We start from the raw sequence: 26,868 nt of genomic DNA, 5'->3' as shown, positions 1-26,868 counted from the left end.
GTTCAGTCGCGGACGAGCAGGGCGACCGGCAGCTGCGCGCACAGGTCGCTCAACCGGATGCCGCCGGAGTCGGAGACCAGCCGCCGGCCGGTGAGCAGGTCCCGCCACGCCCCGGTCCGCGAGCCGACCGCGGTGTCGCCCCACCCGGTCTCGGCCCGGTGGACCGGCCGCCGGGTCGCCACGGTGACGACGCCGCCGCGGTCGAACGCGACGACGGAGTCGGCCGCCGGACCGCGGGCCGGCACCGGGGTGTACCCCGACCACGCCTCCGGGGCGTCACGTCGGTGCCGCAGCGTGCGGGAGACCACCAGCAGCTTGGCCGCACCGGTCTCGTCGACCGGTGGCACCCAGCCCTCGTCGAGGCGGGCCAGCAGCTCCTGCCGCACCCCGTAGTCGACCGGACGCCGGTTGTCCGGGTCGACCAGCGAGAAGTCCCACAGCTCGGTGCCCTGGTACACGTCCGGGACACCGGGGACAGTCAGCTGCAGCAGCTTCTGCGACAGCGAGTTCGACCAGCCGAAGGGCGCGATCCGCTGCACGAACCGCTCGATCTCCGCGTGCGTGGTGGCGTCGTCGAACGCTGCGTCCACCAGGGCGTGCAACTGGTCCTCGAACTCCTGCACCGGGTTGGTCCAGGTGGTCGAGGTGCCCGCCTCGCGGGCCGCCTTCTCCACGTAGGCGTGCGCCCGCTCCCGGGACAGCGGCCACGCGCCGACGAGGTTCTGCCACACCAGGTGGGCCAGCGGGCGGTCGGCCAGCGGGTGCCGGTCCAGCCAGCCGCGGACCAGGCCGGCCCACTCGGACGGGACCTCGGCCAGCACGGCCAGCCGGGCCCGGACGTCCTCGCTGCGCTTGGTGTCGTGCGTGGACAGCGTCGTCATCGAGGCCGGCTTGACCTCCTGACGGTGCTGCTGCGCCGCGTGGAACTGCTCGACCGTCGTCCCGAACCGGGCCGGGTCGCCGCCCACCTCGTTGAGTGCGACGAAGCGCGACCACCGGTAGTAGGCGCTGTCCTCCACGCCCTTGGCCATCACCGGACCCGAGGTCTGCTCGAACCGGGTGGCCAGCTCGGTGCCGGCCGACCCCAGCAGCGGGTGCAGTGCGTCGACGGCGGCGGTGAGGTCGGGACGGCGGAGCTTCACGGCGGCCACCGTCGCGTCCAGGTGCTCGCGGCCGTCGGGCAGGTAGCTGCGGTAGACCGGGAAGCCGGCCAGCAGCTCGGCCAGCCCCTCGGTCACCTGCTCGGGGGGCACACCGGGCAGCTCGCCGACGATCCGGTGCAGGCGCGCCACCTCCGACCCGAGCATGCCGTCGGTGACCTCGCGCTTGCAGTCGTGCACGAGCTGGGCGTAGTCGACCGGGCCGCCGGCCAGCTCGGTGTCCAGCGCGGTGATCGCCGCCTCGCCGGCCGGGTCGATCAGCACGTCGTCGACCTCGGCGAGCGCGTCGTACCCCGTCGTCCCGGCCGTCTTCCAGTTCTCGGGGAGCTCCTCGCCGGGCTCGAGGATCTTCTCCACCACGGTCCACCGGTCACCGGTCGCCTCGGCGAGCAGGTCCAGGTAGCCCTTCGGGTCGGCGAGCCCGTCGGGGTGGTCGATCCGGAGCGCGTCGACCGAGCCGTTCTCCACCAGCTGGACGACGAGCGCGTGCGTGGCCCGGAAGACGTCCCGGTCCTCGACCCGCAGTCCGGCGAGGGTGTTGATCGCGAAGAACCGCCGGTAGTTCAGCTGGTCGTCCGCGCGCCGCCAGTCGACCAGCTCGTAGTGCTGCCGGTCGTGCACCTCCTGCGGCGTGCCCGCCTCGGTGCCCGGGGCGATCGGGAAGCGGTTGTCGTAGTAGCGCAGCTCGGGGCCGTCGTCGGTCTCCACCACCTCCAGCTGGGAGGCGTCGTCCGCGCTGCCCAGCACGGGGATGCGGATCCGTCCGCCGCCGAACTCCCAGTCGACGTCGAAGGCGTCGGCGTGGTCGGACTCCCGCCCGTGCTGCAGCAGGTCCCACCACCAGACGGACTCGGCCGGGTCGCTGACGCCCATGTGGTTGGGCACCAGGTCCAGCACCAGTCCGAGCCCCTGCTCGTGGAGTGCGTCGACGAGGCGCTGCAGCCCGGCCCGGCCGCCGCGCGCCTCGTCGATGTGCGCGTGGTCGACGGTGTCGTACCCGTGCGTGCTCCCGGCCGCCGAGCGCAGCAGCGGGGAGGAGTACGCGTGGGTCACGCCGAGGTCGGCCAGGTAGCCGGCCACCGACGCGGCGTCGTCGAGGGTGAAGTCGGCGGTCACCTGCAGCCGGTAGGTGCCCGCGGGCACCTCCCGGCGGCGGCTCTCGTCCGGCTGGCCCCCGGCCGGCTGGCTCACGAGGCGGACTGCAGGACGACGGTGGCGCGGGCGGCGACGGTCAACGTGTCCCCGGCCTTGACCACGACCGGTTCGACCTCGCTCATCTCCGCGGTGTCCACCACGACGGTCCAGCCCTCCGCGTACTCGCTGCTGGGCAGGGTGAACTCGATGTCCTCGTGCCAGGCGTTGAACACCAGGTAGAAGCAGTCGTCGACGACCGGCTCACCCCGCTCGTCCGTGGAGCGGATCCCGTGGCCGTTCAGGTAGACGCCGATCGACTTGGCGTAGTGGGCGTCCCAGTCCTCTTCGCTCATCAGCTCACCGGCGTGGGTGAACCAGGCGACGTCCTGGACCGGGTCGCCCTCCGCGCGGCGCACCGGGCGGCCGTGGAAGAACCGCCGGCGGCGGAACGTCGGGTGGTCGGTGCGCAGCTTGGTGACCAGCTTGGTGAACTCGAGCAGGCCCTCGTCGACGTTCTCCCAGTCGATCCAGGTGATCGGGGAGTCCTGGCAGTAGCCGTTGTTGTTGCCGCCCTGGGTTCGGCCGAGCTCGTCGCCGTGCAGCAGCATGGGGACGCCCTGGGAGAGCATCAGCGTGGTGATGAAGTTGCGCCGCTGCTGGGCCCGCAACGCCAGGATCTCGGGGTCGTCGGTCTCGCCCTCGACGCCGAAGTTCCAGCTGCGGTTGTGGCTCTCGCCGTCGTTGTTGTCCTCGCCGTTGGCCTCGTTGTGCTTCTCGTTGTACGAGACCAGGTCGTTGATCGTGAAACCGTCGTGCGCGGTGACGAAGTTGATGCTGGCCACCGGACGCCGGCCGGAGTGCTGGTAGAGGTCGGCCGAGCCGGTGATCCGGCTGGCGAACTCGCCGATCGTGGCGTTCTCGCCCCGCCAGAAGTCGCGGACGGTGTCGCGGTACTTGCCGTTCCACTCCGTCCACAGCGCCGGGAAGTTGCCGACCTGGTAACCGCCGTCGCCGATGTCCCAGGGCTCGGCGATCAGCTTCACCTGGCTGACGATCGGGTCCTGGTGGACCAGGTCGAAGAAGGCCGACAGCCGGTCGACCTCGTGGAACTGGCGGGCCAGGGTGGAGGCCAGGTCGAAGCGGAAGCCGTCGACGTGCATCTCGGTCACCCAGTACCGCAGCGAGTCCATGATGAGCTGGAGCGACTGCGGGGTGCGGACGTTGAGCGAGTTCCCGGTGCCCGTGGTGTCCATGTAGTACTGCTTGTCGTCCTCGACCAGGCGGTAGTACGCCGAGTTGTCGATGCCCTTGAACGACAGCGTCGGACCCATGTGGTTGCCCTCGGCGGTGTGGTTGTAGACGACGTCGAGGATGACCTCGATGCCCGCCTCGTGCATGGCCCGGACCATGCCCTTGAACTCCTGCACCTGCTGGCCGTCGGTGTACTGGGCGTACTCGTTGTGCGGGGCGAAGAAGCCGATCGTGTTGTAGCCCCAGTAGTTGCGCAGGCCCTTCTGCTGCAACGTGTCGTCCTGCACGAACTGGTGCACCGGCATCAGTTCGATCGCGGTGATCCCGAGCTCCAGCAGGTGCTCGATGATCGCCGGGTGGGCGACGCCGGCGTAGGTGCCGCGCAGGTCCTCGGGGATGCGCGGGTGGGTCATCGTCAGGCCCTTGACGTGCGCCTCGTAGATGACCGTCTTGTTGTAGGGGGTCCGCGGCGGGCGGTCCATGCCCCAGTCGAAGAACGGGCTCACCACGACGGACTTGGGCATGTGCGCCGCCGAGTCGTCGTCGTTCTTCGTGCCGGTGGCGAAGTGGTAGCCGAACACCGACTCGTCCCAGTCGACCTGGCCGTCGATCGCCTTGGCGTAGGGGTCGAGCAGCAGCTTGTGGGGGTTGCAGCGGTGCCCCTGGGCGGGGTCGTGCGGGCCGTAGACGCGGTAGCCGTACCGCTGTCCGGCCTGGATGCCCGGGAGGAAGGCGTGCCAGACGTAGGCGTCCATCTCGGGGAGGCGGATGCGCTCCTCGTTGCCCGCCTCGTCGAACAGGCACAGCTCGATCTTCTCGGCCACCTCGCTGTAGATCGCGAAGTTGGTGCCGGTGCCGTCATAGGTCGCCCCGAGGGGATATGCGGAACCGGGCCACACCTGGGTGGTCATGAAAGGTCGTCCTCCTGAGCTGGTCGCCCCTGGGCTCGGGGCAGGGGCGCGGGTCGTCACGGCTGAACCGAGGGGTTCGTCGTCGGATGCCCGCTGAGCGGCCTCCGCACACCTGTGGCGATGAGACACGGGCGACGTCCGGAGGACGAGCGCGGGCGGTCCTCGGAGGGAGTCTGCCAAGCGCGATCCGCACGCCCGCGCCGTACCGGCCCGCCGGCTCCAGGGGGCTCCGTCGGGGGACGACGACGCGGGCTGCGTCCGGGGACGGCGACGCCCTCCGCGGCGGACCGGGGAGGGCGTCGGCGCCCGGCTGCGGCAGTGTCTGCGCCGGGCCGGGCCGGGAGCGGCAGCCCGGGCGCCGCCGACCTCGCCCGGTGACCCGGGTGGCACTGGCGGCGACCGGTGCTGCTCGCTCCTGCGGGCGCTGACGGTAGGGGTCCGTCGGCGGGTCGACAAGGCCCCACGGCGACGGTGGCCCGATCTGCCGTCCCACGCGTCCCATGCGGCTCACCGGGACGGGGTCGCCCGCCCGGGAGACGCGCCGGTCACTTCTGTCACAGGCCCGTCGTACCGTCGTCGGCGTGCGCGCATCCACCGACATCCGGCCCGCCCAGGGGCGGTTCCGTGTCGTCAGCGAGTTCGAGCCCTCCGGCGACCAGCCCACGGCGATCAAGGCCCTCGCGGAGCGGGTCAACGCCGGTGACCAGGACACCGTCCTGCTCGGCGCCACCGGCACCGGGAAGTCGGCCACCACCGCCTGGCTGATCGAGCAGGTGCAGCGCCCCACCCTGGTGATGGCGCCGAACAAGACGCTGGCCGCGCAGTTGGCCAACGAGTTCAAGGAGCTGATGCCCGACGCCGCGGTCGAGTACTTCGTCTCCTACTACGACTACTACCAGCCCGAGGCCTACGTCCCGCAGACCGACACTTACATCGAGAAGGACTCCTCGGTCAACGAGGAGGTCGAGCGACTGCGGCACTCGGCGACCAACAGCCTGCTCACCCGGCGCGACGTCATCGTCGTCTCGACCGTGTCCTGCATCTACGGCCTGGGCACGCCGCAGGAGTACGTGGAGCGCGCACTCAAGGTGAAGGTGGGGGAGCAGCGCTCCCAGGAGGAACTGCTGCGCACCCTGGTCACCGAGCAGTACACCCGCAACGACCTGGCCTTCACCCGCGGCACGTTCCGGGTCCGCGGCGACACGATCGAGATCTTCCCGGTCTACGAGGAGCTCGCCTGCCGGATCGAGATGTTCGGCGACGAGATCGAGCGGCTGTACTACCTGCACCCGCTCACCGGCGAGGTCATCCGCGAGGTCGACGAGCTCTTCGTCTTCCCCGCCACGCACTACGTGGCCGGCCCCGAGCGCATGGAGCGGGCCATCGGTGGCATCGAGGCCGAGCTGGAGCAGCGGCTGGCCGAGCTCGACAAGCAGGGCAAGTTGCTGGAGGCGCAGCGGTTGCGCATGCGCACCACCTACGACATCGAGATGATGCGCCAGGTCGGGTTCTGCTCGGGCATCGAGAACTACTCCCGGCACATCGACGGCCGGTCACCCGGCAGCGCCGGCGCCTGCCTGATCGACTACTTCCCCGACGACTTCCTGCTCGTCATCGACGAGTCGCACGTCACGGTGCCGCAGATCGGCGGCATGTACGAGGGCGACATGAGCCGCAAGCGCACGCTGGTCGAGCACGGCTTCCGGTTGCCCTCGGCGATGGACAACCGCCCGCTGCGCTGGGAGGAGTTCACCGACCGCATCCACCAGACCGTCTACCTGTCGGCGACCCCGGGTCACTACGAACTCGGCCGGGTCCAGGGTGACGTCGTGGAGCAGGTGATCCGCCCGACCGGGCTGATCGACCCGGAGGTCGTGGTCAAGCCGACCAAGGGCCAGATCGACGACCTGGTCCACGAGATCCGGCTGCGCACGGAGAAGGACGAGCGGGTCCTGGTCACCACGCTGACCAAGAAGATGTCCGAGGACCTCACCGACTACCTGCTCGAGCTCGGCATCAAGGTGCGCTACCTGCACTCGGAGGTCGACACCCTGCGTCGTGTCGAGCTGTTGCGGGAGCTCCGCCAGGGTGAGTACGACGTGCTGGTCGGCATCAACCTGCTGCGCGAGGGGCTCGACCTGCCCGAGGTGTCGCTGGTGGCGATCCTCGACGCGGACAAGGAGGGCTTCCTCCGCTCGGGCACCTCGCTGATCCAGACCATCGGCCGGGCGGCGCGCAACGTCTCCGGCCAGGTGCACATGTACGCCGACAAGATCACCCCGTCGATGGCCCAGGCGATCGATGAGACCAACCGGCGGCGGGAGAAGCAGATCGCCTACAACACCGAGCACGGTGTCGACCCGCAACCGCTGCGCAAGAAGATCGTCGACATCCTCGACGGCATCTACAAGGCCGCCGAGGACACCGAGGAGGTCACCGGCGGGGCCACGACCGAGCTGCTGGGCGGCTCGGGGCGTCAGCAGTCGCGCGGCAAGTCGCCGGTGCCGGGGCTGTCGTCGAAGAGCCGGGCGAAGGCCGGGTCGATCGACGTCCAGGGTCTGCCGCGCAACGAGCTCGCCGACATGATCACCTCGATGAACGAGCAGATGCTGGCGGCGGCCCGCGAGCTGCAGTTCGAGGTGGCGGCCCGGCTGCGCGACGAGCTGACCGAGCTGAAGAAGGAACTGCGGCAGTTCGACGCCGCACACGCCTGAACCGGGTCGCACGTCGTCGCCGTCCAACGGGAACTCTGCGGGGCGGTCGTTCGTAGGGGACCCTGGGACCTGGACCGCCGGGGTCGGTGCGTTGTCGCGCCGGACCGGGCAGGCCTCACGTGGAGGGGAGTATCCCGCCCGCGGCAGTGTCGTCAACACGGGATCCCACGGTCCCCGGCGCTGCCGGCCGACCTGCCTGGCGGGTCGGTGGGAGAGACCTCCGGTGCTGACATGAGCCAGACGACCGGAGGAACTGCATGGACGTCCCCCTGTGGGTGTGGGGCATCACGGTGGCCGCGATCATCGGGATGCTCGTCTTCGACTTCTACGGCCACGTGCGCACGCCGCACGCGCCGACCCTGAAGGAATCAGCCAAGTGGTCGGCGATCTACGTCGGCATCGCCGTGCTGTTCGGCCTGATCGTGCTGGTGTTCTGGGGCGGTACCTACGCGGGTGAGTACTTCGCCGGGTGGGTGACCGAGAAGAGCCTCTCGGTCGACAACCTGTTCGTCTTCGTGCTGATCATGGCCAGCTTCGCGGTGCCCCGGGAGCTGCAGCAGAAGGTGCTGCTCTTCGGCATCGCCTTCGCCCTGGTGCTGCGGACGATCTTCATCTTCGTCGGCGCGGCGTTCATCGCGAACTTCAGCTGGATCTTCTACGTCTTCGGCGGGTTCCTGATCTACACCGCCTGGGCCCAGGCCAGGAGCGGCGGGCACGACGAGAACGAGGAGTTCAAGGAGAACTCGGTCCTGCGGCTCACCCGCAAGCTGGTCCCGACGACCGGGGAGTACCACTCCGACCGGCTCACCACGAAGCTGGACGGCAAGCGGCACATCACCCCGCTGGCCATCGCGCTGATCGCCATCGGCAGCGCGGACATCCTCTTCGCCGTCGACTCGATCCCGGCGATCTTCGGCCTCACCCAGGAGACCTACCTGGTCTTCACCGCCAACGCCTTCGCGCTGCTGGGCCTGCGTCAGCTGTTCTTCCTGCTCGACGGGCTGCTCGACAAGCTGGTGTACCTGGCCTACGGCCTGGCCGTGATCCTGGGCTTCATCGGCATCAAGCTGGTGATCCACGCGCTGCACGAGAACGAGCTGCCGTTCATCAACGGCGGCGAGCACGTCACCCTGGTCCCGGAGATCCCGACCTGGCTGTCGCTGCTGGTCATCCTGGTGACCCTGCTGGTGACCACCTGGGCCAGCCTGCGGAAGAACAAGAAGGACGCCCAGCGGCGCGAGCAGCGCGGCGCCGGTGACCCGGGGGCCGACAGCGCCGGGCGGCACATCGGGGCGCCGGGCGACCCGGGCGCGGACACCGCCGCCGCGCCGGCCGACCCGCGCGAGGTGCCGGTGAGCCGGCCGGAGTCGCGCACCGACTGAGCACGCCGCGGGCCAGGGGTGACGAGCGTCGCCCCTGGCCCCGCGCCACAGCGGTCGGGGACACCGCTGGTCAACCGATGCACGGAGCAACGAACCCGTAGAGTGCCGGCACGTGGAGCTCCCCGTCTGGTTCGAGATCTCGACGTTCGTGGGGCTCACCGTCCTGCTGCTCGCCGACCTCGCCCTCGTCGTCCGTCGCCCGCACGAACCCTCCGTCAAGGAGGCGACCGCGTGGGTGGTCTTCTACGTGGCCCTGGCGCTGGCCTTCGGCGGGATCGTGCTGGCCGTGACCAACGGGCAGTTCGCCACCGAGTTCTACGCCGGCTGGTTGACCGAGTACTCGCTCTCGGTCGACAACCTGTTCGTCTTCGTGATCATCATGGCCCGCTTCCGGGTGCCCAGGAAGCTCCAGCAAGAGGTCCTGATGGTCGGGATCATCATCGCGCTGGTGCTGCGCGGCCTGTTCATCCTCGCCGGCGCCGCCGTCATCGAGCGGTTCATCTGGGTCTTCTTCCTCTTCGGTGCGTTCCTCGTCTACACCGCGATCAACCTGGTCCGGCACCGCGAGGAGGACGAGGACTACGAGGAGAACGGCCTCATCCGGCGGATGCGCAAGGTCCTGCCGATGACCCAGGACTTCCACGAGAGCAAGATCCGCGTCGTCCAGGACGGCAAGAAGCTGTGGACGCCGATGATCGTGGTGTTCCTGGCACTGGGCACGACCGACCTGCTGTTCGCGCTGGACAGCATCCCGGCGATCTTCGGGCTGACCCGCGAGCCGTTCATCGTCTTCACCGCGAACATCTTCGCGCTGATGGGCCTGCGCCAGCTGTACTTCCTGCTCGGCGGCCTGCTCAAGCGACTGGTCTACCTGTCCCTGGGGCTGGCCGTCATCCTGGCCTTCATCGGCGTCAAGCTGATCCTCGAGGCGCTGCACGAGAACCAGTACCCCTTCGCCGGCGAGCGCGAGCCGCTGGAGAGCATCCCGGCGATCCCGACCTGGCTGTCCCTGACGGTCATCCTGGTGGTCCTGCTGGTCGCCACCGTGGCCAGCCTGGTCAAGACCCGCGGTGAGGTGCCGGACACCGAGGGCGCCGCGATCGACCCGGCCGGCACCGACACCGGTGAGCCCGGCCGGCCCGCCGCGCTGACCGAGGACGAGCAGCGCGCCCGCGCCGCCACCGGCGAGGACCCGCACCGCACCAGCTGAGTGCGGCGGCGGCCCGGCCTCCCGGGCCGCCGCCGAGCGGTCAGCGGGGCGGGATCGTCCCCGGCTCGACGGTCGAGCCGCCGGCGGCGACCAGGACGCCGTCCCGCCACACCTCGCGCACCCGCCCGGCCAGGCCGGTGAGGTCGCCCGCGTCGCCGTCCAGCACCACCAGGTCGCCCCGCTTGCCGGGCTGCAGGCTGCCCAGCTCGCCGTCGACACCCAGCAGTTCGGCGGCCGAAAGCGTTGCGGCGTGCCAGGCCTGGTCCGCGGTCATCCCGCAGCCGGCCATCAGGCCGAGCTCGGAGAGGTTGTCGCCGTGCGGACCCACCCCGCTGTCGGTGCCCATCGCGACCTTCACCCCGGCCTCGACCGCCCGGCGGACGGACTCGTCGTGCACCGACTGCACCGCACGGGCCTTCTCGATCACGGCCTCGGGCAGGGACGCTCCCGCGGCGACCGCGGTGAGCACCGCCCGGGGTGCGGCGAGGGTGGGCACCAGCCAGGTCCCGTGGGTCAGCATCAGGTCGATCGCCTCGTCGTCGAGGTAGATGCCGTGCTCGATCGAGCGGATCCCGGCCCGGACGGCGGCCTTGATCCCCTCTGCGCCCTGCGCGTGCGCCATCACGTGCACCCCGGCCGCCACCGCCTCCTCGACGAGCACGTCGAGCTCGGCCGGCCGGAAGTGCGGGTGCCGCGGGTCGTCCCGAGCGGAGAGGACGCCGCCACTGGTGGCCACCTTGAGGACATCAGCGCCGGCGCGCAGCAGTTCACGCACGGTGCGGCGCATCTCGTCGGCGCCGTCCACGACGGTGGCCGGCCGGCCGGGGTGCGGCCCCATCAGCGGCACCTCGGCGCCGCAGACGTGCCAGCCGTCGCCGTGCCCACCGGTCTGGGACAGCATGCTGATCGCGATCTGCATCCGCGGCCCGGCGATCAGCCCGTCGCGCACGGCCTGGGCCACTCCCAGGTCGGCGCCGCCGGCGTCCCGCACCGACGTGATGCCCAGCGCCAGGGTGCGGCGGAGGTTGTGCACCGCCTCGTAGAAGCCATAGCTGAACGGCGTCTGCAGCAACCGCAGCATGTCGACGCCGCTGAGCATGACGTGCACGTGGCAGTCGAAGAGGCCCGGCAGCACGGTGGTGCCGGCGCAGTCGACGACCTCGTCGCCGTCCAGCCCCGGACCGACCTCGAGGACCCGGCCGTCCTCCACGACGACGTCGGCGACGGCCGCCGGTCCGCCCGTGCCGTCGAACACCTGGCCGCCGGAGAACACACGTCGCGTCATGGGCGCACCCTAGGGCCTCACCCGTTAGCGGTGCTCATCATCTGGACGGCAGTGGCCTGGGCTAGCGTGCCCCGCATGCGGCCGACCGACCTCTCCCTGCTGCGCGTGCCCGGTGTGCCGACGGTGTCCCCGGACGGGGCGACCGCCGTCGTCGCCGTCAGCCGGCTGGACCTGGACGCCGACGAGTACCGCAGCCAGCTGTGGACCGTCCCGACCGACGGCTCGGCGTCGGCCCGACCGCTCACCCACGGCCACCACGACTCGGCACCCGTGTTCTCCCCGGACGGCCACTGGCTGGCCTACCTGTCGGCCGAGCCGAAGGGGCGGCCGCAGCTGCACGTGCTGCCCGCCGGCGGTGGCACGGCGCGGCGGCTGACCGACCACCACCTGGGCGCCGGCACCCCGGTGTGGTCGCCGGACTCCCGCCGGCTGGCCTACACCGCACGGGTGCCCGAGCAGGGGCGGTACGGCACCGACGAGGACGTGTCGCCGGGTGCGGAGCCTCCCCGGCTGATCACCAGCCTGAAGTACCGGGCCGACGACGTCGGTTTCACCAACGACCGCCGCAGTCACGTCTTCGTCGTCGACCTGCCCGCGGACACCGACGACGACGCCGTCGAGCAGCCCACGCCGTTCCAGGTCACCGCCGGCGACGTCGACGACACCGACGTGGCCTGGCGTCCGGACGGCGCCGAGCTCGCCTTCGTCTCCGCGCGGCACGAGGGCGCGGACCTGGACCTGGTCTCCGACGTGTACGTCGTCCGGCCCGACGGCAGCGGGCTGCGCCGGGTCACCGACTCCCGGTCCGCGTGCAGCCACCCGGCCTACGACCCGGACGATCCGGCCGGCAGCACCATCTACCTCTCCGCGATCCCCGACCTGGGCCCGCTCGGCCGGGACTTCGTCGGCCGGAACACCACCCTGGCGCAGGTCAGCGCCGCGGGTGGGCCGGTGGTGCCGCTGCTCGACCCGGAGGAGCACGACCGCGGCGACGAGACCCTGGCGACCGTGGTGGCCGGTGGCGCCGCCCTGATCGGTGTCCAGCGCCGCGGCGCCGTCGAGCTGCTCCGGGTCCCGCTCGACGGAGGCGAGCCCGAGGTGCTGGTCGAGGGGCAGTACACGGTGCGGGGGATGGCCGTCGGGGGTGGCGTCGTCGTCGCCACCGTCGCGCACGACCGCTCGGCGGGCGAGCTCATCGCGGTCACCCCGGGACGGCGCCGGCTGATCACCGGCTTCGGTGCGCCGCTGCAGGCCACCGGCCGGCTGCACCGGATGCGGGAGACGACGGCGACCGCGCCGGACGGCTACCCGGTGCACGGCTGGGTCACCACGCCGCCCGGGCCGGGGCCGCACCCGGTGCTGCTGACCGTGCACGGCGGGCCGTTCAGCCAGTACGGCTGGACGTTGTTCGACGAGACCCAGGCCTACGTCGAGGCCGGCTACGCCGTCCTGATGTGCAACCCCCGCGGGTCGTCGGGCTACGGCCAGGCGCACGGCCGGGTGATCAAGGAGCACATGGGTGAGCTGGACGCCGACGACGTGCTGGCCTTCCTCGACGAGGCGCTGACCGACCCGGGGCTGGACTCTTCCCGCGTCGGGCTGATGGGCGGCTCGTACGGCGGGTTCATGACCACGCTGCTGCTCGGCCGCACCGACCGGTTCGTCGCCGGCATCAGCGAGCGGGGCTTCAACGACCCGGTGAGCTTCGTCGGCTCCTCCGACATCGGGTTCTTCTTCCCCGACGAGTACGTGGGCACCGACCCCGAGCGCATCGCCGCGCAGTCGCCGATGGCCTCGGCGCACCGGATCACCACTCCGACGATGGTGATCCACTCGGAGGAGGACTGGCGCTGCCCGCTGGAGCAGGGCACCCGGCTCTACGTCGAGCTCAAGCGCCGCGGCGTCCCCACCGAGCTGCTGCTGTTCCCCGGGGAGGGGCACGAGCTGTCCCGGTCGGGCCGGCCGAAGCACCGTCGCGCGCGGCTCGAGCACGTGCTGCGCTGGTGGAGCCGGTGGCTGCCGACGCCGCAGAACACCTCGGCGGTGGCCCAGCTGCCGGCCGGTGCATCGGTCGGGTCAACGCCGGGCGAGCCGCTGACCGTCGAGGCCACCCGGCTGTCATGACGACGCCGGGTCTGCTCGCCGCGGCGCCGGAGCTGGCCGCGACCGCGCTGCGCATGGTGCAGGAGGAGTTCCCGAATCTCCTACGGGTGCACTACCGGCGCCCCGGCGAGGCGCCGTACCGGCCGCGGGACCGGCACCCCGCCTTCTACGGCAGCTTCGACTGGCACTCCTCGGTCGAGATGCACTGGGTCCTGCTCCGGCTGCTGCGCATCGCGCCGGACGCCGTGCCGGCCGGCGACATCCGGGCGGTGTTCACGGAGCACTGGACGCCGCCGGCGATCAGCGCCGAGGTCGCGCACTTCGCCGGCTCGCCGGGGGACGAGCGCCCGTACGGCTGGGCGTGGGCGCTCACCCTGGTCGAGGAGGCGGCGTCCTGGGCGGCCGAGCCGGGGGCGCCGGTGGAGGTGCGGGCGTGGGCCGCCACCCTGCAGCCGCTGGCCGACCACTTCCTCGGCGCGTTGCAGCGCTGGCTGCCGTTGGCGACCTACCCGGTGCGGTCGGGGCTGCACCCGTCCAGCGCCTTCGGGTTGCTGATGTCCCTGCCCGCAGCGCGGCGGGCCGGGGTCGACGGCGTGCTGACCGACACCGCCGTGCGCTGGTTCGCCGAGGACGCCGACGCGCCGGTGCGCTGGGAGCCGTCGGGCTCGGACTTCCTGTCGCCCTCCTTGGTCGAGGCGGTGCTGATGACGAGGGTGCTCCTGCCCGCCGGCGTCGGGCCGTGGCTGTGGCGCTTCCTGCCCGGCCTGGCCGACGGCCCGCTGTTCACCCCTGCGGTCGTCAGCGACGCCGGCGACGGGCAGACCGCCCACCTGCACGGCCTCAACCTCAGTCGCGCCTGGTGCCTGCGACGGCTGGCCGCCGTGCTGCCGGACGGCGACGTCCGCCGCCGGCAGCTCCTGGACTCCGCGGCCGAGCACGCCGCTGCGGCGCTGCCGCACGTGAGCGGCAGCGACCTGATGGTCGAGCACTGGCTGGCCGCCTACGCCCTGCTGTACCTCGACCCCGCGTACTGAGACCCCGCGCGGCAGCTAGTCCGACGACGGCGGGTGCTCGGCGATGCAGAAGAGGTTGCCCTCGGGGTCGGCCAGCGTCGACCACCGCACCCAGGGCACCTCGTCCAGCACGTCCCAGCGGTGGACGGCGCCCAGTGCCACGGCGCGCTCCACCTCGGCCACCCTCGTCTCCCAGGGCACGGTCAGGTCGAGGTGCTGCCCCTGACGTTCGGGACGCGCCCCGCTCCGCGGCTGGAAGAACATGGCGAAGCCGCCGTCCGGGCCGGGGGCCAGGAAGACGTGCCCCTGCTCCTCGCCGGCGATGCGCGTACCGAGCAGGGCGGCCCAGAACCGCGCCAGAGCGGGCGGGTCGTCGGCCTCCACATTGACGGCACCCAGCGTGATCGCTGTCCCTGTGGTCATGCGCGGGAGGGTAGGGCCGCCCGGTGACAGTCCCGGCCGCGCTCACCAGCCGCGGGCGCGCCACTCCGGCAGGTCCGGGCGCTCGGCGCCGATCGTCGTGTCCGCGCCGTGGCCCGGGTAGACCCAGGTGTCGTCGGGCAGCTCGCCGAACAACCGGCTCTCCACGTCGTCGACCAGGCTGGTGAACCGGGCGGCGTCGGACTGGGTGTTGCCCACGCCGCCCGGGAACAGGCTGTCGCCGGTGAAGACGTGCGTGCCGGCGCCCTCGGGGCCGCGCCAGACCAGCGCGATGCTTCCCGGCGTGTGCCCGCGCAGGTGCACCACCGCGAGGACCTGGTCGCCCACGGGGACGGTGTCGCCGTGGACGACCGGGCGGGTGACCGGCACCGGCAGGTCGGCTGCGTCGGCCGGGTGCGCGACGGTCCCCGCGCCGGTCGCCTGCACCACCTCCGGGAGCGCACGGTGGTGGTCCCAGTGGCCGTGCGTGGTCACCACCGTGCGGACGTCGGCGTCGCCGATCAGCTCCAGCAGCGCCGCCGGCTCGGCCGCCGCGTCGACCAGCAGCGACTCCCCGGTGGCCGTGCTGGTGAGCAGGTAGACGTTGTTCGCCATCTCGCTGACGGCCAGCTTCCGGATGGTCAGCCCCGGGAGCTCTCGGACGTCGGCGGGGCCACCGACCTGCACGTCCCCGGTGTACGTCTGCCCGCTCATCCCGCTCCCGTCTGAGACTGTCGGTGCCGCCGTCTAGGTTCGTCGGCATGGACGCTAGTGCAGGTTCCGGGCCCTCCGGCGCGCCGGCCGCGGCCGGGTCCGGCGAGCCGACGCTCGACGGGGTGGTCGGTCTGCCGGCGACCGAGCTGGCCGCCAGGGTCCGCGCCGGTGAGCTCAACGCGGTCGACGTCGTCCGTGCCCATCTGCGGCATCTGGTCGCGGTGGAGGCGCGGATCGGGGCGTTCCGGGTGGTCCGCACCGAAGCCGCCCTGGCCGAGGCCGCCGCGGTCGACGCCCGCCCCGACCGGGCCCGGCTGCCGCTGGCCGGTGTCCCGATCGCCGTGAAGGACAACGTCGCGGTCGCCGGCGAGGTGGCCACCGACGGGTCCTCGGCCCACCTGCCGGCGCCGGCGAGCGCCGACCACCCGGTGGTGGCCCGGCTGCGTGCCGCGGGGGCGGTCGTCGTCGGCATCACCCGGGTGCCCGAGCTCTGCCTCTACTGCGCCACCGACGGTCCGGGCACGGTCACCCGCAACCCGTGGGACACCGCACGCTCGGCCGCCGGCTCCTCCGGTGGCAGCGCCGCCGCGGTGGCCGCCGGCGTCGTCCCGCTGGCCCAGGGCAACGACGGCATGGGCTCCCTCCGACTGCCCGCCGCCGCCTGCGGGCTGGTCACGCTCAAGCCCGGCTCCGGCGTGGTCCCGGCCCTGATCGGTGCCGACAGCTGGTCCGGCATGGCGGAGAACGGCGTGCTGGCCACCACCGTCGCCGACCTGGCCGTCGGCTTCGCCGTGCTGGCCGGCACCGAGCCGGCCCCGCCGGCGGCCCCGGTCGGCCCGCTGCGGATCGCGGTGTCGACCCGGTCGCCCGTGCCCGGCGTCCGGCTGGACGCCGCGGGCCGCGCTGCGCTGGACGCCGTGGTCGCCGAACTGCGGGGCGCCGGGCACGTCGTGGTCGAGAAGGAGCCGCTGATCACCCCGGCTGCGGCGCTGGGCACCATCACCCGGTGGCTGGCCGGCGCCGACTCCGATGCCGAGGCCCTCGGGCTCGACCGCCACGCCCTGGAGCCGCGTAGTCGCACCCACGCCCGGCTGGGCCGCTGGGTGCGCCGGGCCGGCCTGGTCCGGCCGCAGACGGCGGCGGCGTTCCGGGCCCGGATGGCGAACTTCTTCTCCGACGTCGACCTCCTGCTGAGCCCGGTCGTCTCCGGTCCGCCGCTGGCTGCGCGGCCCTGGCACGAGCGGGGTTTCCTGGCCAACATCACGGCCAACGCCCGCTGGGCGCCGTGGACGTCGGCGTGGAACGTGGCCGGCCTGCCGGCGCTCGTCCTGCCCGCCGGCCCGGGCCGGGAGGGGCTCCCCAGCTCCGTCCAGTTCGTCGGCCCGGCCGGCGCCGAGACGCGGCTACTCTGGCTTGCCGGGGAGCTCGAGGGCCGGCTGCCCTGGCGCCGGCACGCGCCGGTCTTCGACCCGGCCGGACCAGTCGGCGGCCCCGCCGGCTGACTGGGCAGCGTCGCCTCGGCCGGCGGTGGGGGAGACCCAGCCGACACCCGAGCCGGGAAGCGCACCGTCCGGGCCACCGTTCCACGGTCCGATGCACCGCACCGGCCTCAGCACCGCACCACTGGTCCCCGCCGCCCCGGGACCGGACCAGCACCGAACCACTGCGACCGACAGGGATCACATGGACCGGCTCGTCGTCCGCGGCGCCCGAGAGCACAACCTCAAGGACGTCCACCTCGACCTGCCCCGTGACGCGATGATCGTGTTCACGGGGCTCTCCGGCTCGGGCAAGTCCAGCCTGGCCTTCGACACGATCTTCGCCGAGGGCCAGCGCCGCTACGTCGAGTCCCTGTCGGCCTACGCCCGCCAGTTCCTCGGCCAGATGGACAAGCCCGACGTCGACTTCATCGAGGGCCTGTCCCCGGCGGTGTCGATCGACCAGAAGTCGACCAACCGCAACCCGCGGTCGACGGTCGGCACGATCACCGAGGTCTACGACTACCTGCGGCTGCTGTACGCCCGGGCCGGCCAGCCGCACTGCCCCAACTGCGGCAAGCCGATCTCCCGGCAGACGCCACAGCAGATCGTCGACCAGGTGCTCGCCATGGAGGAGGGCACCCGGTTCCAGGTGCTCGCCCCCGTCGTGCGGGCGCGCAAGGGCGAGTACGTCGACCTGTTCAGCTCGCTGCAGACCCAGGGCTTCTCCCGGGTGCGGGTCGACGGCACCATCCACCCGCTGACCGAGCCGCCGACGCTCAAGAAGCAGGAGAAGCACACGATCGAGGTGATCGTCGACCGGCTGACGGTCAAGGAGAACGCCAAACGGCGGCTGACCGACTCGGTCGAGACCGCGCTCGGGCTCGCCGGTGGCCTGGTGGTGCTCGACTTCGTCGACCTCCCCGAGGACGACGCACACCGGGAGCGCACCTTCTCCGAGCACCTGGCCTGCATCGACGACGGGCTGTCCTTCGAGGCGCTCGAGCCGCGGTCGTTCTCGTTCAACTCGCCGTTCGGTGCCTGCCCCGAGTGCACCGGCATCGGCACCCGCAAGGAGGTCGACCCCGGCCTCGTGGTCCCCGACCCCGGCAAGAGCCTCGGTGAGGGCGCCATCGCCCCGTGGGCCGGTTCGATGAGCAACGAGTACTTCCAGCGGCTGCTCGGCGGGCTCGCCGACATGATCGGCTTCTCCATGAACACGCCCTGGGAGGAGCTGCCGGCGAAGGTGCAGAAGGCGGTGCTGCACGGCTCGCCGGACCAGGTGCACGTCCGCTACAAGAACCGCTACGGCCGCGAGCGCAGCTACTACGCCGCCTTCGAGGGCGTGCTGCCCTTCCTCGAGCGCCGCCACGAGGACACCGACAGCGAGTTCATGAAGGACAAGTACGAGGGCTACATGCGTGACGTGCCCTGCCCGGTCTGCCACGGCACCCGGCTCAAGCCGGAGATCCTCGCCGTCAAGATGATGGGCCGGTCGATCGCCGAGGTCACCGGGCTGTCCATCGGTGAGGCCTCCGAGTGGCTCAACGCCCTGGAGCTCGGCGAGCGCGAGCGGGCGATCGCCGTCCAGGTGCTCCGGGAGATCCAGGCCCGGCTGTCCTTCCTCGTCTCCGTCGGTCTCGACTACCTGTCGCTGGATCGTCCGGCCGCCACGCTGGCCGGTGGGGAGGCTCAGCGCATCCGGCTGGCCACCCAGATCGGCTCCGGGCTGGTCGGCGTCCTCTACGTGCTCGACGAGCCCTCGATCGGCCTGCACCAGCGCGACAACGTCCGGCTGATCGAGACGCTGGTCCGGCTGCGCGACATGGGCAACACGCTGATCGTCGTCGAGCACGACGAGGACACCATCAAGCAGGCCGACTGGATCGTCGACATCGGTCCCGGCGCCGGCGAGCACGGTGGCGAGGTCGTGGTCAGCGGCACCTACGAGGACCTCCTGGCCAGCGAGCGGTCGATCACCGGCCAGTACCTGTCCGGCCGCCGGGAGATCACCATCCCGAAGATCCGTCGCGAGCGGACGCCGGGTCGGGAGCTGGTCGTCAAGGGCGCCCGGGAGAACACCCTGCGCGGCATCGACGTGGCCTTCCCGCTGGGCATGCTGGTCGCCGTCACCGGCGTCTCCGGCTCGGGCAAGTCCAGCCTGGTCAACGACATCCTCTACACGACCCTGGCCAACGAGCTCAACCGCGCCCGGATGGTGCCCGGCCGGCACCGCACCATCACCGGCCTGGACCAGCTGGACAAGGTCGTCGGCGTCGACCAGTCGCCGATCGGCCGCACCCCGCGGTCCAACCCGGCCACCTACACGGGGGTCTGGGACCACGTCCGCAAGTTGTTCGCCAGCACGTCGGAGGCGAAGGTCCGCGGCTACCAGCCCGGCCGGTTCTCCTTCAACGTCAAGGGCGGCCGCTGTGAGGCGTGCTCCGGCGACGGGACGCTGAAGATCGAGATGAACTTCCTCCCGGACGTCTACGTGCCCTGCGAGGTCTGCAAGGGCGCCCGGTTCAACCGGGAGACCCTCGAGGTGCACTACAAGGGCAAGACCGTGGCCGAGGTGCTCAACATGCCGATCGAGGAGGCCGCCGAGTTCTTCGCGGCCATCCCGGCCATCGCCCGCTACATGCGCACCCTCACCGACGTCGGTCTCGGCTACGTCCGGCTCGGCCAGCCGGCGACGACGCTGTCCGGTGGCGAGGCGCAGCGGGTCAAGCTCGCCAGCGAGCTGCAGAAGCGCTCCAACGGCCGCACCATCTACGTCCTCGACGAGCCCACCACCGGGCTGCACTTCGAGGACATCAACAAGCTGCTGCAGGTGATCCAGGGGCTGGTCGACAAGGGCAACTCGGTCATCGTCATCGAGCACAACCTCGACGTGATCAAGAGCGCCGACTGGTTGATCGACATGGGCCCGGAAGGTGGCTTCCGCGGCGGCATGGTCGTCGCCGAGGGGCCGCCGGAGCTCGTCGCCTCGGTCCCGGAGAGCCACACCGGCAGGTTCCTCGCCAACATCCTCGACCCGGAGGCCGTCGCGGCGGCCGCCGGCCCGAAGAAGAAGGCCCGCAAGAAGGCCAGCTGACCGTGCGCGGGGCGGTTGCGGCCGCCTCGTGCGCCCCCGAACGAGAGGACCCACCGTGACGACGACGTCCGGCGACCTGCCCGTGCTCCCGCGCCCCGACGGGGTGGACGTCCGCTACCGGCGCTGGCTGCCCGCCGGCGACGTCCGGGGCACCCTGCAGCTGGTCCACGGCGCCTCCGAGCACTCCGGCCGCTACGAGCGGCTGGCCGGTGCGCTCACCGGGCGGGGCCTGGCCGTCTACGCGATGGACCTGCGCGGGCACGGTCGCACCGCCGAGGTCACCGGCCCCGGTCGGTTCGGGGCGGCCGGCGCGGACGGCGTCCTCGACGACGTCGAGGCCCTGCACCGGCTCACCGCCGAGGAGCACCCGGGCGTGCCACGGGTGCTGCTGGGCCACTCGATGGGCTCGATCATCGCGCTGGCCAGCGCCGAGCGGGACGGCGCCGGGCTGAGCGGGCTGGCGCTGTCCGGACCGATCGGGGTGTCGCCGGAGCTGGCCGAGACGGTCTCCGCCCTGGACGGTGCCGTGGCCGCCGGGCTGGGAGACCAGCCGCTGGACGCCCTCGGCGCCTTCAACGAGCCGTTCGAGCCGGCCCGCACCCCCTACGACTGGCTGTCGCGTGACCCGGCCGAGGTCGACGCCTACCTGGCCGACCCGCTCGCCGGCGACCAGGTGCCGCTGACCCACGGGTACGCGGCCGGGGTCTTCGGCATGTCGGTCCGTGCGGCCAGCCCACAGGGGGTCGCCGCACTGCCCGGAGGTCTGCCGGTGCTGCTGCTGTCCGGGCAGCACGACCCGGTCGGTGGCCGGGACGCCGCGCAGGTCACCGCGCTGGCCGGGCTGCTCCGGGAGCGCGGCCTGCCGGTCGACCAGCGCGTCTACCCCGGGGCGCGGCACGAGGTCTTCAACGAGACCAACCGCGACGAGGTCGTCGCCGACCTGCTCGGCTGGCTGGACGACCGTCTGGCCGGTCGGCCGACTGGCTCCTGAGCCCCGCGGCTCCGCTGGCCGGTCGGCCGACTGGCTCCTGAGCCCCGCGGCGCCGGCACCCGGCTGGGCCGCCCCGGCCCGACGGCCGTGCCGCCCCGGGGGCGGCGCGGCGCTCAGCGACGATCGTCGCGGACGTCGAGCAGTCGCGCGCCGACCGGCTCCGGCAGCCGGCCGGCACCCACGGCCGCGGCCACGTCGGTCACCGCGGACTGGGCGGCCTCCGGGCCGGCGACCGCCCACGTGGCCCAGCGATCGGCGCCGTCGGCGCTGCAGAGCTGCACCAGCCACGGGTGCGTCCGCTCCCGCTGCACCGTCTGCAGGGTCCGCCTGGCCCACAGCACCAGACCCAGGGCGGCCGGCCCACCGCCGGTCACCCCGAGCGCGTCGCGGAGTGCCACCGCCTCGTCCCGGAGCGGGTCCTCGCTCGCGCCGGGCGCGCCCGGGCCCTGCCAGCGCACCGAGCGGCCCAGTACCCAACTGGCCCGCGGCAGAGCTGGGGGGGCCTCCGCCGGAGCAGCCCACGGCAGCAGCAGCCGGCCGACCGCGCCGCTGTCCGGCGGCGTCGCGGGGGACGGCAGCACCCCCGCGCGGTGACAGCTGACCCGCCAGTGCCCACCCCAACGATCGGTCACCACCACGCCGTCCCGCTCGCTGCTCGCCGTCCTCCGCATGCCCACCCCGTTCGTCCTCGGTGACCGACCGGCCCACCCTGGCAGTTGCAGCCGGGGTCGTGCCGGCGTCGTCCACAGGCGGGGGCGGCGGGCAGCCCGGCCGGTCCCGTGCAGGTCAGCGGGCCGATGGGGAACCACACCCGCGGCGGGGGTCGGGCGGCCGACGGAGTGTCGGTGCGCGGACCTAACCTGGGGGCATGCCCGACCCGTCCACGTACCGCCCCGCGGTCGGCAGCATCCCGGAGAGCCCCGGGGTCTACAAGTTCCGCGACCCGGGCGGCCGGGTCGTCTACGTCGGCAAGGCCAAGAGCCTCCGCCAGCGGCTGAACAGCTACTTCGCCGACGTCTGGGGCCTGCACCCGCGCACCCGGCAGATGGTCACCACCGCGGCGAGCGTCGAGTGGACCGTCGTCGGCACCGAGGTCGAGGCCCTCCAGCTCGAGTACAACTGGATCAAGGAGTTCGACCCCCGGTTCAACGTCCGGTACCGGGACGACAAGAGCTACCCCAGCCTCGCCGTGACGCTCAACGAGGAGTTCCCGCGGCTGCAGGTCATGCGCGGCCCCAAGCGCAAGGGCGTGCGGTACTTCGGCCCCTACGCACACGCCTGGGCGATCCGCGAGACGGTCGACACGCTCACCCGCGTCTTCCCGGCCCGCACCTGCTCCAACGGCGTCTTCAAGCGGGCCGCCCAGATCGGCCGGCCCTGCCTGCTCGGCTACATCGGCAAGTGCGCAGCGCCCTGCGTCGGCCGGGTCAGCGCCGAGGAGCACCGGGAGATCGTCGACGACTTCTGCGACTTCATGGGCGGCCGCACCGAGCAGATGATCCGCCGGCTCGAGCGGCAGATGACCGAGGCCGCCGAGGAGATGAACTACGAGCGGGCCGCCCGGCTGCGCGACGACCTCGGCGCGCTGCGCCGGGCCCTGGAGAAGCAGGCCGTCGTCCTCGGCGACGGCACGGACGCCGACGTCGTCGCCTTCGCACAGGACGAGCTGGAGGCCGCCGTCCAGGTGTTCCACGTCCGCGGTGGCCGGGTGCGCGGGCAGCGCGGCTGGATCATCGACAAGGTCGAGGACGTCACCACCGGTCAACTGGTCGAGCAGTTCCTGCTGCAGGTCTACGGCGGGGTGGACGAGGAGACCGGCACCGGCGAGGTGGGGGAGTCCGTGCCCCGCGAGGTGCTCGTGCCCGAGCTGCCCGACGACGCGGAGGTCTACGCCGAACTGCTCACCGAGTTGCGCGGCTCCCGGGTGTCGTTGCGGGTGCCGCAACGCGGGGACAAGCGCAGCCTCATGGAGACCGTCGAGCGCAACGCCAAGGAGTCCTTCGCCCGGCACCGCGTGAAGCGGGCCAGCGACCTGACCGCCCGGTCGCTGGCGTTGTCGGAGATCCAGGAGGCCCTGGACCTGCCCGAGGCGCCGCTGCGGATCGAGTGCATCGACATCTCGCACGTGCAGGGCACCAACGTCGTCGCCAGCATGGTGGTCTTCGAGGACGGCATGGCCAAGAAGTCCGACTACCGGCGCTTCTCCGTGGCCCAGGGCACCGACGACACCGCGGCGATGGCCGAGGTGGTGCGCCGCCGGTTCGCCCGGCACCTCAAGGAGGAGCAGGACCGCCGGGACGAGCAGGGCGTCGCCGCGGAGGAGGGCCGGCCGCGCCGGTTCGCCTACCCGCCCAACCTGCTGGTGGTCGACGGCGGCGCCCCACAGGTGGCCGCGGCCAGCCGTTCGCTGGCCGAACTGGGCATCGTCGACGTCGCCGTCTGCGGCCTGGCCAAGCGGATGGAGGAGGTCTGGCTGCCCGACGACCCCGACCCGGTCATCCTGCCGCGCACCTCCGAGGCCCTCTACCTGCTGCAGCGGGTGCGCGACGAGGCGCACCGGTTCGCGATCACCTACCACCGGCAGAAGCGATCCAGCACCATGTTGGTCTCGCTCCTGGACGACGTCCCGGGGCTCGGCGACACCCGGCGGAAGGCGCTGATGAAGCAGTTCGGATCCCTCAAGCGGCTGCGTGCGGCCTCGGTGGAGGAGCTCACGGCGGTGCCCGGCATCGGCCGGCGCACGGCCGAGGCGGTGCTCGCCGCCGTCGCCGAGCCGGTGGCCGCGGGTGCCTCGCCCGACGTGGTCGCCGAGGACGCCGTCGAGCTGGAGCCGCCGGTGTCCGCCCGGGTGCCGGTGCCCGGGGCGGACGCCGGCGGGAGTGCCGAGACCGGTCGGGTCCACCCCGCCGCCGGGCAGCCGGCATGACCGCCGGTCGCACAGCGCCGGCCGGGCCGCAGAGCGACGTCCCGCCGGCGGCCGACGAGTCGAGCACCGAGCTCCCCCCGCTCGACGTCGTGGTCGTCACGGGTCTGTCCGGAGCGGGCAAGAACAGTGCCGGCCGGGTGCTGGAGGACCTCGGCTTCTTCGTGGTCGACAACCTGCCACCGGCCCTGCTCCAGCCGATGGTCGAGCTCGGCGCCCGCGGCGACCTGCGTCGGTTCGCCGCCGTCGTCGACGTGCGCAGCCGGGCCTTCTCCAGCGACCTGCAGGAGTCCATCCGGCAGCTCGCCGACGCCGGGCACCGCCCGCGCGTCGTGTACGTGCACGCCCGCAACGAGGTGCTGATCCGGCGCTACGAGTCGGTCCGGCGCGAGCACCCCCTGCAGGGCAACGGCCGGTTGATCGACGGCATCGACACCGAGCGGGAGCTGCTCACCGGCATCGCCGGCGACGCCGACCTGTGGATCGACACCAGCGACCTCAACGTGCACCAGCTGCGCGCCACCCTGGAGGCGTCGTTCGTGCCGGACGGCGAGCTGCCGGAGGTGGTGGCGACCGTGCTCAGCTTCGGCTTCAAGTACGGCCTGCCGCTGGACGCCGACCTCGTCGTCGACGCCCGGTTCCTGCCCAACCCGCACTGGGTCCCGGAACTGCGCCCGATGACCGGCCGGGACGCCGAGGTGCGCGACTACGTGCTCGCCCAGGACGACGCCGGGGCGTTCCTGGACAGTTACGGCGAGGTGCTGCGGCTGCTGCTGCCCGGCTACCGGCGCGAGGGCAAGCGGTACCTGACCCTGGCCGTGGGGTGCACCGGCGGCAAGCACCGCAGCGTCGCCATCGCCGAGGAGTTCGCCCGTCGGTTCAACGCCGAGGGCGTCCCGGCGACCGCCCGCCACCGTGACCTGGGGCGCGAGTAGTGGAGACCCCTGGCCTGCGGGTCGTCGCCCTCGGCGGCGGGCACGGGCTGGCCGCTGCCCTGGCTGCCTGGCGACGGCTCACCGCGGAGCTGACCGCGGTGGTCACCGTCGCCGACGACGGCGGTTCCTCGGGGCGGATCCGGCGCGAGATGCCGGTGCTGCCACCCGGTGACCTCCGGATGGCGCTGGCCGCACTGGCCGGCGAGTCCCCGCGCACCCAGCAGATGGCCGACCTGCTCCAGCACCGCTTCGGTGGCACCGGCGTGCTCGCCGGGCACCCCGTCGGCAACCTGATGCTGACCGGCCTGACCGAGATGCACGGCGGCGACACGGTCCGCGCCCTCGGCGTGCTGGAGGAGCTGCTCGGGACGCGTGGCCGGGTGCTCCCGATGGCCGACGTCCCGCTGGACCTGGTGGCCACGGTGGCCAGCGTCGACCCCGACGACCCGCTGGAGACCCGCCGGATCCGGGGCCAGGTGGCGATCGCCTCCACCCCCGGGCACGTCGAGGACATCCGGGTCTCCCCGGCCGACCCCCCGGTGCCGCCGGAGGTGCTGGCGGCGATCGCGGCGGCCGACGTGGTCAGCCTCGGGCCGGGCTCCTGGTACACCTCCGTGCTGCCCCACCTCCTGGTCCCGCGGCTGCGGACGGCGCTGGAGGAGACGGCGGCGCGGGTGGTCGTCGTGCTGAACCTCGAGCCCCAGGCGGGGGAGACCGACGGCTTCTCGCCGGAAGAGCACCTGCGCGTCCTGCTGGCCCATCTGGGGGGCGTGTCGCTGCACACGGTGATCGCGGACACCGCTGCGGTTGTTGACCGGCGTGGTCTGCTGTCTGCTGTGCAGGCATGTGGTGCAGAACTGGTGCTGGCACCGGTGGCTGCACCCGACGGGACACCACAGCACGATCCCTCCCGGCTCGCTGCCGCACTGGCCTCCGTGGTCGGTGCGCGGTGACCGGCAGGGCAGTGGCCGGACACGGGGACGACCGTGACACCGGCCGGCACACAGGGGGAAGGGAACACCGCTGATGGCGATGACGGCGATGGTGAAGGACGAGCTCTCCCGCGTGGAGTGCACGAAGACCTCGGAGCGCAAGGCCGAGGTGACCGCGCTGCTGCGCTTCTCCGGTGGCCTGCACATCGTGGGCGGCCGGGTGGTCATCGAGGCCGAGCTGGACACCGGTTCGGTGGCCCGGCGCCTGCGCCGGGACATCAGCGAGGTGTACGGCTACACCAGTGGCGTCAGCGTGCTGGCCGGCGGGAACATCCGCCGGGGCGTGCGCTACCTGGTCCGGATCGCCAAGCACGGTGAGGGCCTGGCCCGGCAGACCGGGCTGGTCGACCAGCGGGGCCGGCCGGTACGTGGCCTGCCGCCGTCGGTCGTCTCCGGCGGGATCGGCGACGCCGAGGCGGCCTGGCGGGGCGCCTTCCTCGCGCACGGCTCGCTGACCGAGCCGGGGCGGTCGTCGTCCCTGGAGGTCACGTGCCCCGGGCCCGAGGCGGCGATGGCGCTGGTCGGTGCCGCCCGCCGGCTGGGCATCGCGGCCAAGGCCCGTGAGGTGCGCGGCACCGACCGGGTGGTCGTGCGGGACGGCGACGCGATCGGCGCGCTGCTGACCCGGATGGGCGCCCATGACGCCGTCCTGGCCTGGGAGGAGCGGCGGATGCGCCGCGAGGTCCGGGCCACGGCCAACCGGCTGGCCAACTTCGACGACGCCAACCTGCGCCGCTCGGCGCGGGCGGCGGTCGCGGCGAGTGCCCGGGTCGAGCGGGCGCTGGAGATCCTGGCCGACGAGGCCCCCGAGCACCTGCTGGTCGCCGGGCGGCTGCGGCTGGAGTTCGGTCAGGCGTCGCTGGAGGAGCTCGGCCAGCGCGCCGACCCGCCGATGACCAAGGACGCTGTTGCCGGACGCATACGGCGTCTGCTGGCGATGGCCGACAAGCGGGCCAAGGACCTGGGCATCCCGGACACCGAGTCCGTGGTGACCGACGACATGCTGGCCCAGTAGCCGCAGGACCACCCTGCTGAGTGGCGCGGCAGCACCGCGCCAGACGTCCGCGACGTCTCTCCCGGCCACCGGGGGAGACGTCGCGGACGTCTGTGCACGCCCGGTCCGGCAGGGCGGGTGCGCGGTCGGAGACTGCTCGG

18 protein-coding genes are annotated in these 26,868 nt (G+C 72.6%); 12 read left to right on the top strand and 6 right to left on the bottom strand.

Annotated features, from left to right (window positions below; genetic code table 11):
* Positions 1-2: 2 nt before the first annotated feature.
* Together treY and glgX are read right to left on the bottom strand one after the other, a co-directional pair.
* The gene (treY, locus tag O2V63_RS10910) at positions 3-2,351 is read right to left on the bottom strand and encodes a malto-oligosyltrehalose synthase (RefSeq protein WP_269167550.1); all 2,349 of its coding nucleotides are present in this window, start codon (positions 2,349-2,351) and stop codon (positions 3-5) included.
* Positions 2,348-4,456, bottom strand: a complete 2,109-nt coding sequence (gene glgX / locus O2V63_RS10905) for a glycogen debranching protein GlgX (RefSeq protein WP_269167549.1) — start codon at positions 4,454-4,456, stop codon at positions 2,348-2,350. The genes treY and glgX overlap by 4 nt, the downstream gene beginning before the upstream one ends.
* Before the next feature lie 581 nt (positions 4,457-5,037).
* Here glgX and uvrB point away from each other — a divergent pair.
* The 3 genes from uvrB to O2V63_RS10890 all read left to right on the top strand — a co-directional run bounded on the left by uvrB (position 5,038) and on the right by O2V63_RS10890 (position 9,762).
* A complete protein-coding gene (gene uvrB / locus O2V63_RS10900) occupies positions 5,038-7,170 on the top strand; it encodes an excinuclease ABC subunit UvrB (RefSeq protein ID WP_269167548.1) in 2,133 nt (710 codons plus the stop codon).
* Positions 7,171-7,427: 257 nt separating this feature from the next.
* The gene (locus O2V63_RS10895; protein WP_269167547.1) at positions 7,428-8,552 is read left to right on the top strand and encodes a TerC family protein; all 1,125 of its coding nucleotides are present in this window, start codon (positions 7,428-7,430) and stop codon (positions 8,550-8,552) included.
* A gap of 112 nt (positions 8,553-8,664) precedes the next feature.
* Complete coding sequence (locus O2V63_RS10890) at positions 8,665-9,762, top strand: TerC family protein (RefSeq protein ID WP_269167546.1); 1,098 nt, start codon at positions 8,665-8,667, stop codon at positions 9,760-9,762.
* Between the two features lie 40 nt (positions 9,763-9,802).
* On the opposite strand, the gene O2V63_RS10885 is transcribed toward O2V63_RS10890, so the two are convergent.
* Positions 9,803-11,047: a metal-dependent hydrolase family protein gene (locus O2V63_RS10885; RefSeq protein ID WP_269167545.1), complete on the bottom strand. Its 1,245-nt coding sequence runs from the start codon at positions 11,045-11,047 to the stop codon at positions 9,803-9,805.
* A gap of 75 nt (positions 11,048-11,122) precedes the next feature.
* Here O2V63_RS10885 and O2V63_RS10880 point away from each other — a divergent pair, with 75 nt between their 5' ends.
* Positions 11,123-13,171, top strand: coding sequence for a S9 family peptidase (locus O2V63_RS10880; RefSeq protein ID WP_269167544.1), 2,049 nt, complete (start codon positions 11,123-11,125; stop codon positions 13,169-13,171).
* The gene (locus O2V63_RS10875) at positions 13,168-14,184 is read left to right on the top strand and encodes a DUF2891 domain-containing protein (RefSeq protein ID WP_269167543.1); all 1,017 of its coding nucleotides are present in this window, start codon (positions 13,168-13,170) and stop codon (positions 14,182-14,184) included. The genes O2V63_RS10880 and O2V63_RS10875 overlap by 4 nt, the downstream gene beginning before the upstream one ends.
* 15 nt (positions 14,185-14,199) lie before the next feature.
* Here O2V63_RS10875 and O2V63_RS10870 read toward each other — a convergent pair whose 3' ends face one another.
* Positions 14,200-14,586: a VOC family protein gene (locus tag O2V63_RS10870; RefSeq protein WP_269167542.1), complete on the bottom strand. Its 387-nt coding sequence runs from the start codon at positions 14,584-14,586 to the stop codon at positions 14,200-14,202.
* Between the two features lie 42 nt (positions 14,587-14,628).
* Positions 14,629-15,297 carry an MBL fold metallo-hydrolase gene (locus tag O2V63_RS10865; RefSeq protein WP_269167541.1) on the bottom strand — a complete coding sequence of 223 codons (669 nt, stop codon included), beginning with the start codon at positions 15,295-15,297 and terminating at the stop codon, positions 14,629-14,631.
* Positions 15,298-15,344: 47 nt separating this feature from the next.
* Between O2V63_RS10865 and O2V63_RS10860 the strand changes: the two genes are divergently transcribed.
* From O2V63_RS10860 to O2V63_RS10850, 3 genes are all read left to right on the top strand, one after another.
* Positions 15,345-16,799 carry an amidase gene (locus O2V63_RS10860; RefSeq protein ID WP_269167540.1) on the top strand — a complete coding sequence of 485 codons (1,455 nt, stop codon included), beginning with the start codon at positions 15,345-15,347 and terminating at the stop codon, positions 16,797-16,799.
* Positions 16,800-16,980: 181 nt separating this feature from the next.
* Complete coding sequence (uvrA, locus tag O2V63_RS10855; protein WP_269167539.1) at positions 16,981-19,872, top strand: excinuclease ABC subunit UvrA; 2,892 nt, start codon at positions 16,981-16,983, stop codon at positions 19,870-19,872.
* Between the two features lie 55 nt (positions 19,873-19,927).
* Entirely contained in the window at positions 19,928-20,863 is a 936-nt protein-coding gene (locus O2V63_RS10850) for an alpha/beta fold hydrolase (protein ID WP_269167538.1), read from the top strand.
* Positions 20,864-20,976: 113 nt separating this feature from the next.
* On the opposite strand, the gene O2V63_RS10845 is transcribed toward O2V63_RS10850, so the two are convergent.
* Positions 20,977-21,534, bottom strand: coding sequence for a hypothetical protein (locus O2V63_RS10845; RefSeq protein WP_269167537.1), 558 nt, complete (start codon positions 21,532-21,534; stop codon positions 20,977-20,979).
* Between the two features lie 197 nt (positions 21,535-21,731).
* Between O2V63_RS10845 and uvrC the strand changes: the two genes are divergently transcribed.
* The 4 genes from uvrC to whiA all read left to right on the top strand — a co-directional run bounded on the left by uvrC (position 21,732) and on the right by whiA (position 26,728).
* Entirely contained in the window at positions 21,732-23,789 is a 2,058-nt protein-coding gene (gene uvrC, locus O2V63_RS10840) for an excinuclease ABC subunit UvrC (RefSeq protein ID WP_269167536.1), read from the top strand.
* The gene (rapZ, locus tag O2V63_RS10835) at positions 23,786-24,721 is read left to right on the top strand and encodes an RNase adapter RapZ (protein WP_269167535.1); all 936 of its coding nucleotides are present in this window, start codon (positions 23,786-23,788) and stop codon (positions 24,719-24,721) included. The genes uvrC and rapZ overlap by 4 nt, the downstream gene beginning before the upstream one ends.
* On the top strand, positions 24,721-25,674 hold the full coding sequence (locus O2V63_RS10830) for a gluconeogenesis factor YvcK family protein (protein WP_269167534.1): 954 nt from the start codon (positions 24,721-24,723) through the stop codon (positions 25,672-25,674). The genes rapZ and O2V63_RS10830 overlap by 1 nt, the downstream gene beginning before the upstream one ends.
* A gap of 79 nt (positions 25,675-25,753) precedes the next feature.
* The gene (gene whiA / locus O2V63_RS10825) at positions 25,754-26,728 is read left to right on the top strand and encodes a DNA-binding protein WhiA (RefSeq protein WP_442929017.1); all 975 of its coding nucleotides are present in this window, start codon (positions 25,754-25,756) and stop codon (positions 26,726-26,728) included.
* Positions 26,729-26,868 lie beyond the last annotated feature (140 nt).

Origin of the sequence: Modestobacter sp. VKM Ac-2977, assembly GCF_026968045.1 — a bacterium.
GTDB lineage: Bacteria > Actinomycetota > Actinomycetes > Mycobacteriales > Geodermatophilaceae > Modestobacter.
This window is presented reverse-complemented; position numbering and strand designations above follow the sequence as displayed.

Excerpts from the sequence above, each read along its gene's own strand:
- whiA (WP_442929017.1), top strand. The coding sequence starts at position 25,754 with ATGACGGCGATGGTGAAGGACGAGCTCTCCCGCGTGGAGTGCACGAAG.
- uvrC (WP_269167536.1), top strand. The coding sequence starts at position 21,732 with ATGCCCGACCCGTCCACGTACCGCCCCGCGGTCGGCAGCATCCCGGAG.
- rapZ (WP_269167535.1), top strand. The coding sequence starts at position 23,786 with ATGACCGCCGGTCGCACAGCGCCGGCCGGGCCGCAGAGCGACGTCCCG.
- glgX (WP_269167549.1), bottom strand. The coding sequence starts at position 4,456 with ATGACCACCCAGGTGTGGCCCGGTTCCGCATATCCCCTCGGGGCGACC.
- O2V63_RS10845 (WP_269167537.1), bottom strand. The coding sequence starts at position 21,534 with ATGCGGAGGACGGCGAGCAGCGAGCGGGACGGCGTGGTGGTGACCGAT.
- O2V63_RS10875 (WP_269167543.1), top strand. The coding sequence starts at position 13,168 with ATGACGACGCCGGGTCTGCTCGCCGCGGCGCCGGAGCTGGCCGCGACC.
- O2V63_RS10865 (WP_269167541.1), bottom strand. The coding sequence starts at position 15,297 with ATGAGCGGGCAGACGTACACCGGGGACGTGCAGGTCGGTGGCCCCGCC.
- uvrA (WP_269167539.1), top strand. The coding sequence starts at position 16,981 with ATGGACCGGCTCGTCGTCCGCGGCGCCCGAGAGCACAACCTCAAGGAC.
- O2V63_RS10880 (WP_269167544.1), top strand. The coding sequence starts at position 11,123 with ATGCGGCCGACCGACCTCTCCCTGCTGCGCGTGCCCGGTGTGCCGACG.
- O2V63_RS10885 (WP_269167545.1), bottom strand. The coding sequence starts at position 11,047 with ATGACGCGACGTGTGTTCTCCGGCGGCCAGGTGTTCGACGGCACGGGC.
- O2V63_RS10860 (WP_269167540.1), top strand. The coding sequence starts at position 15,345 with ATGGACGCTAGTGCAGGTTCCGGGCCCTCCGGCGCGCCGGCCGCGGCC.
- O2V63_RS10870 (WP_269167542.1), bottom strand. The coding sequence starts at position 14,586 with ATGACCACAGGGACAGCGATCACGCTGGGTGCCGTCAATGTGGAGGCC.
- O2V63_RS10895 (WP_269167547.1), top strand. The coding sequence starts at position 7,428 with ATGGACGTCCCCCTGTGGGTGTGGGGCATCACGGTGGCCGCGATCATC.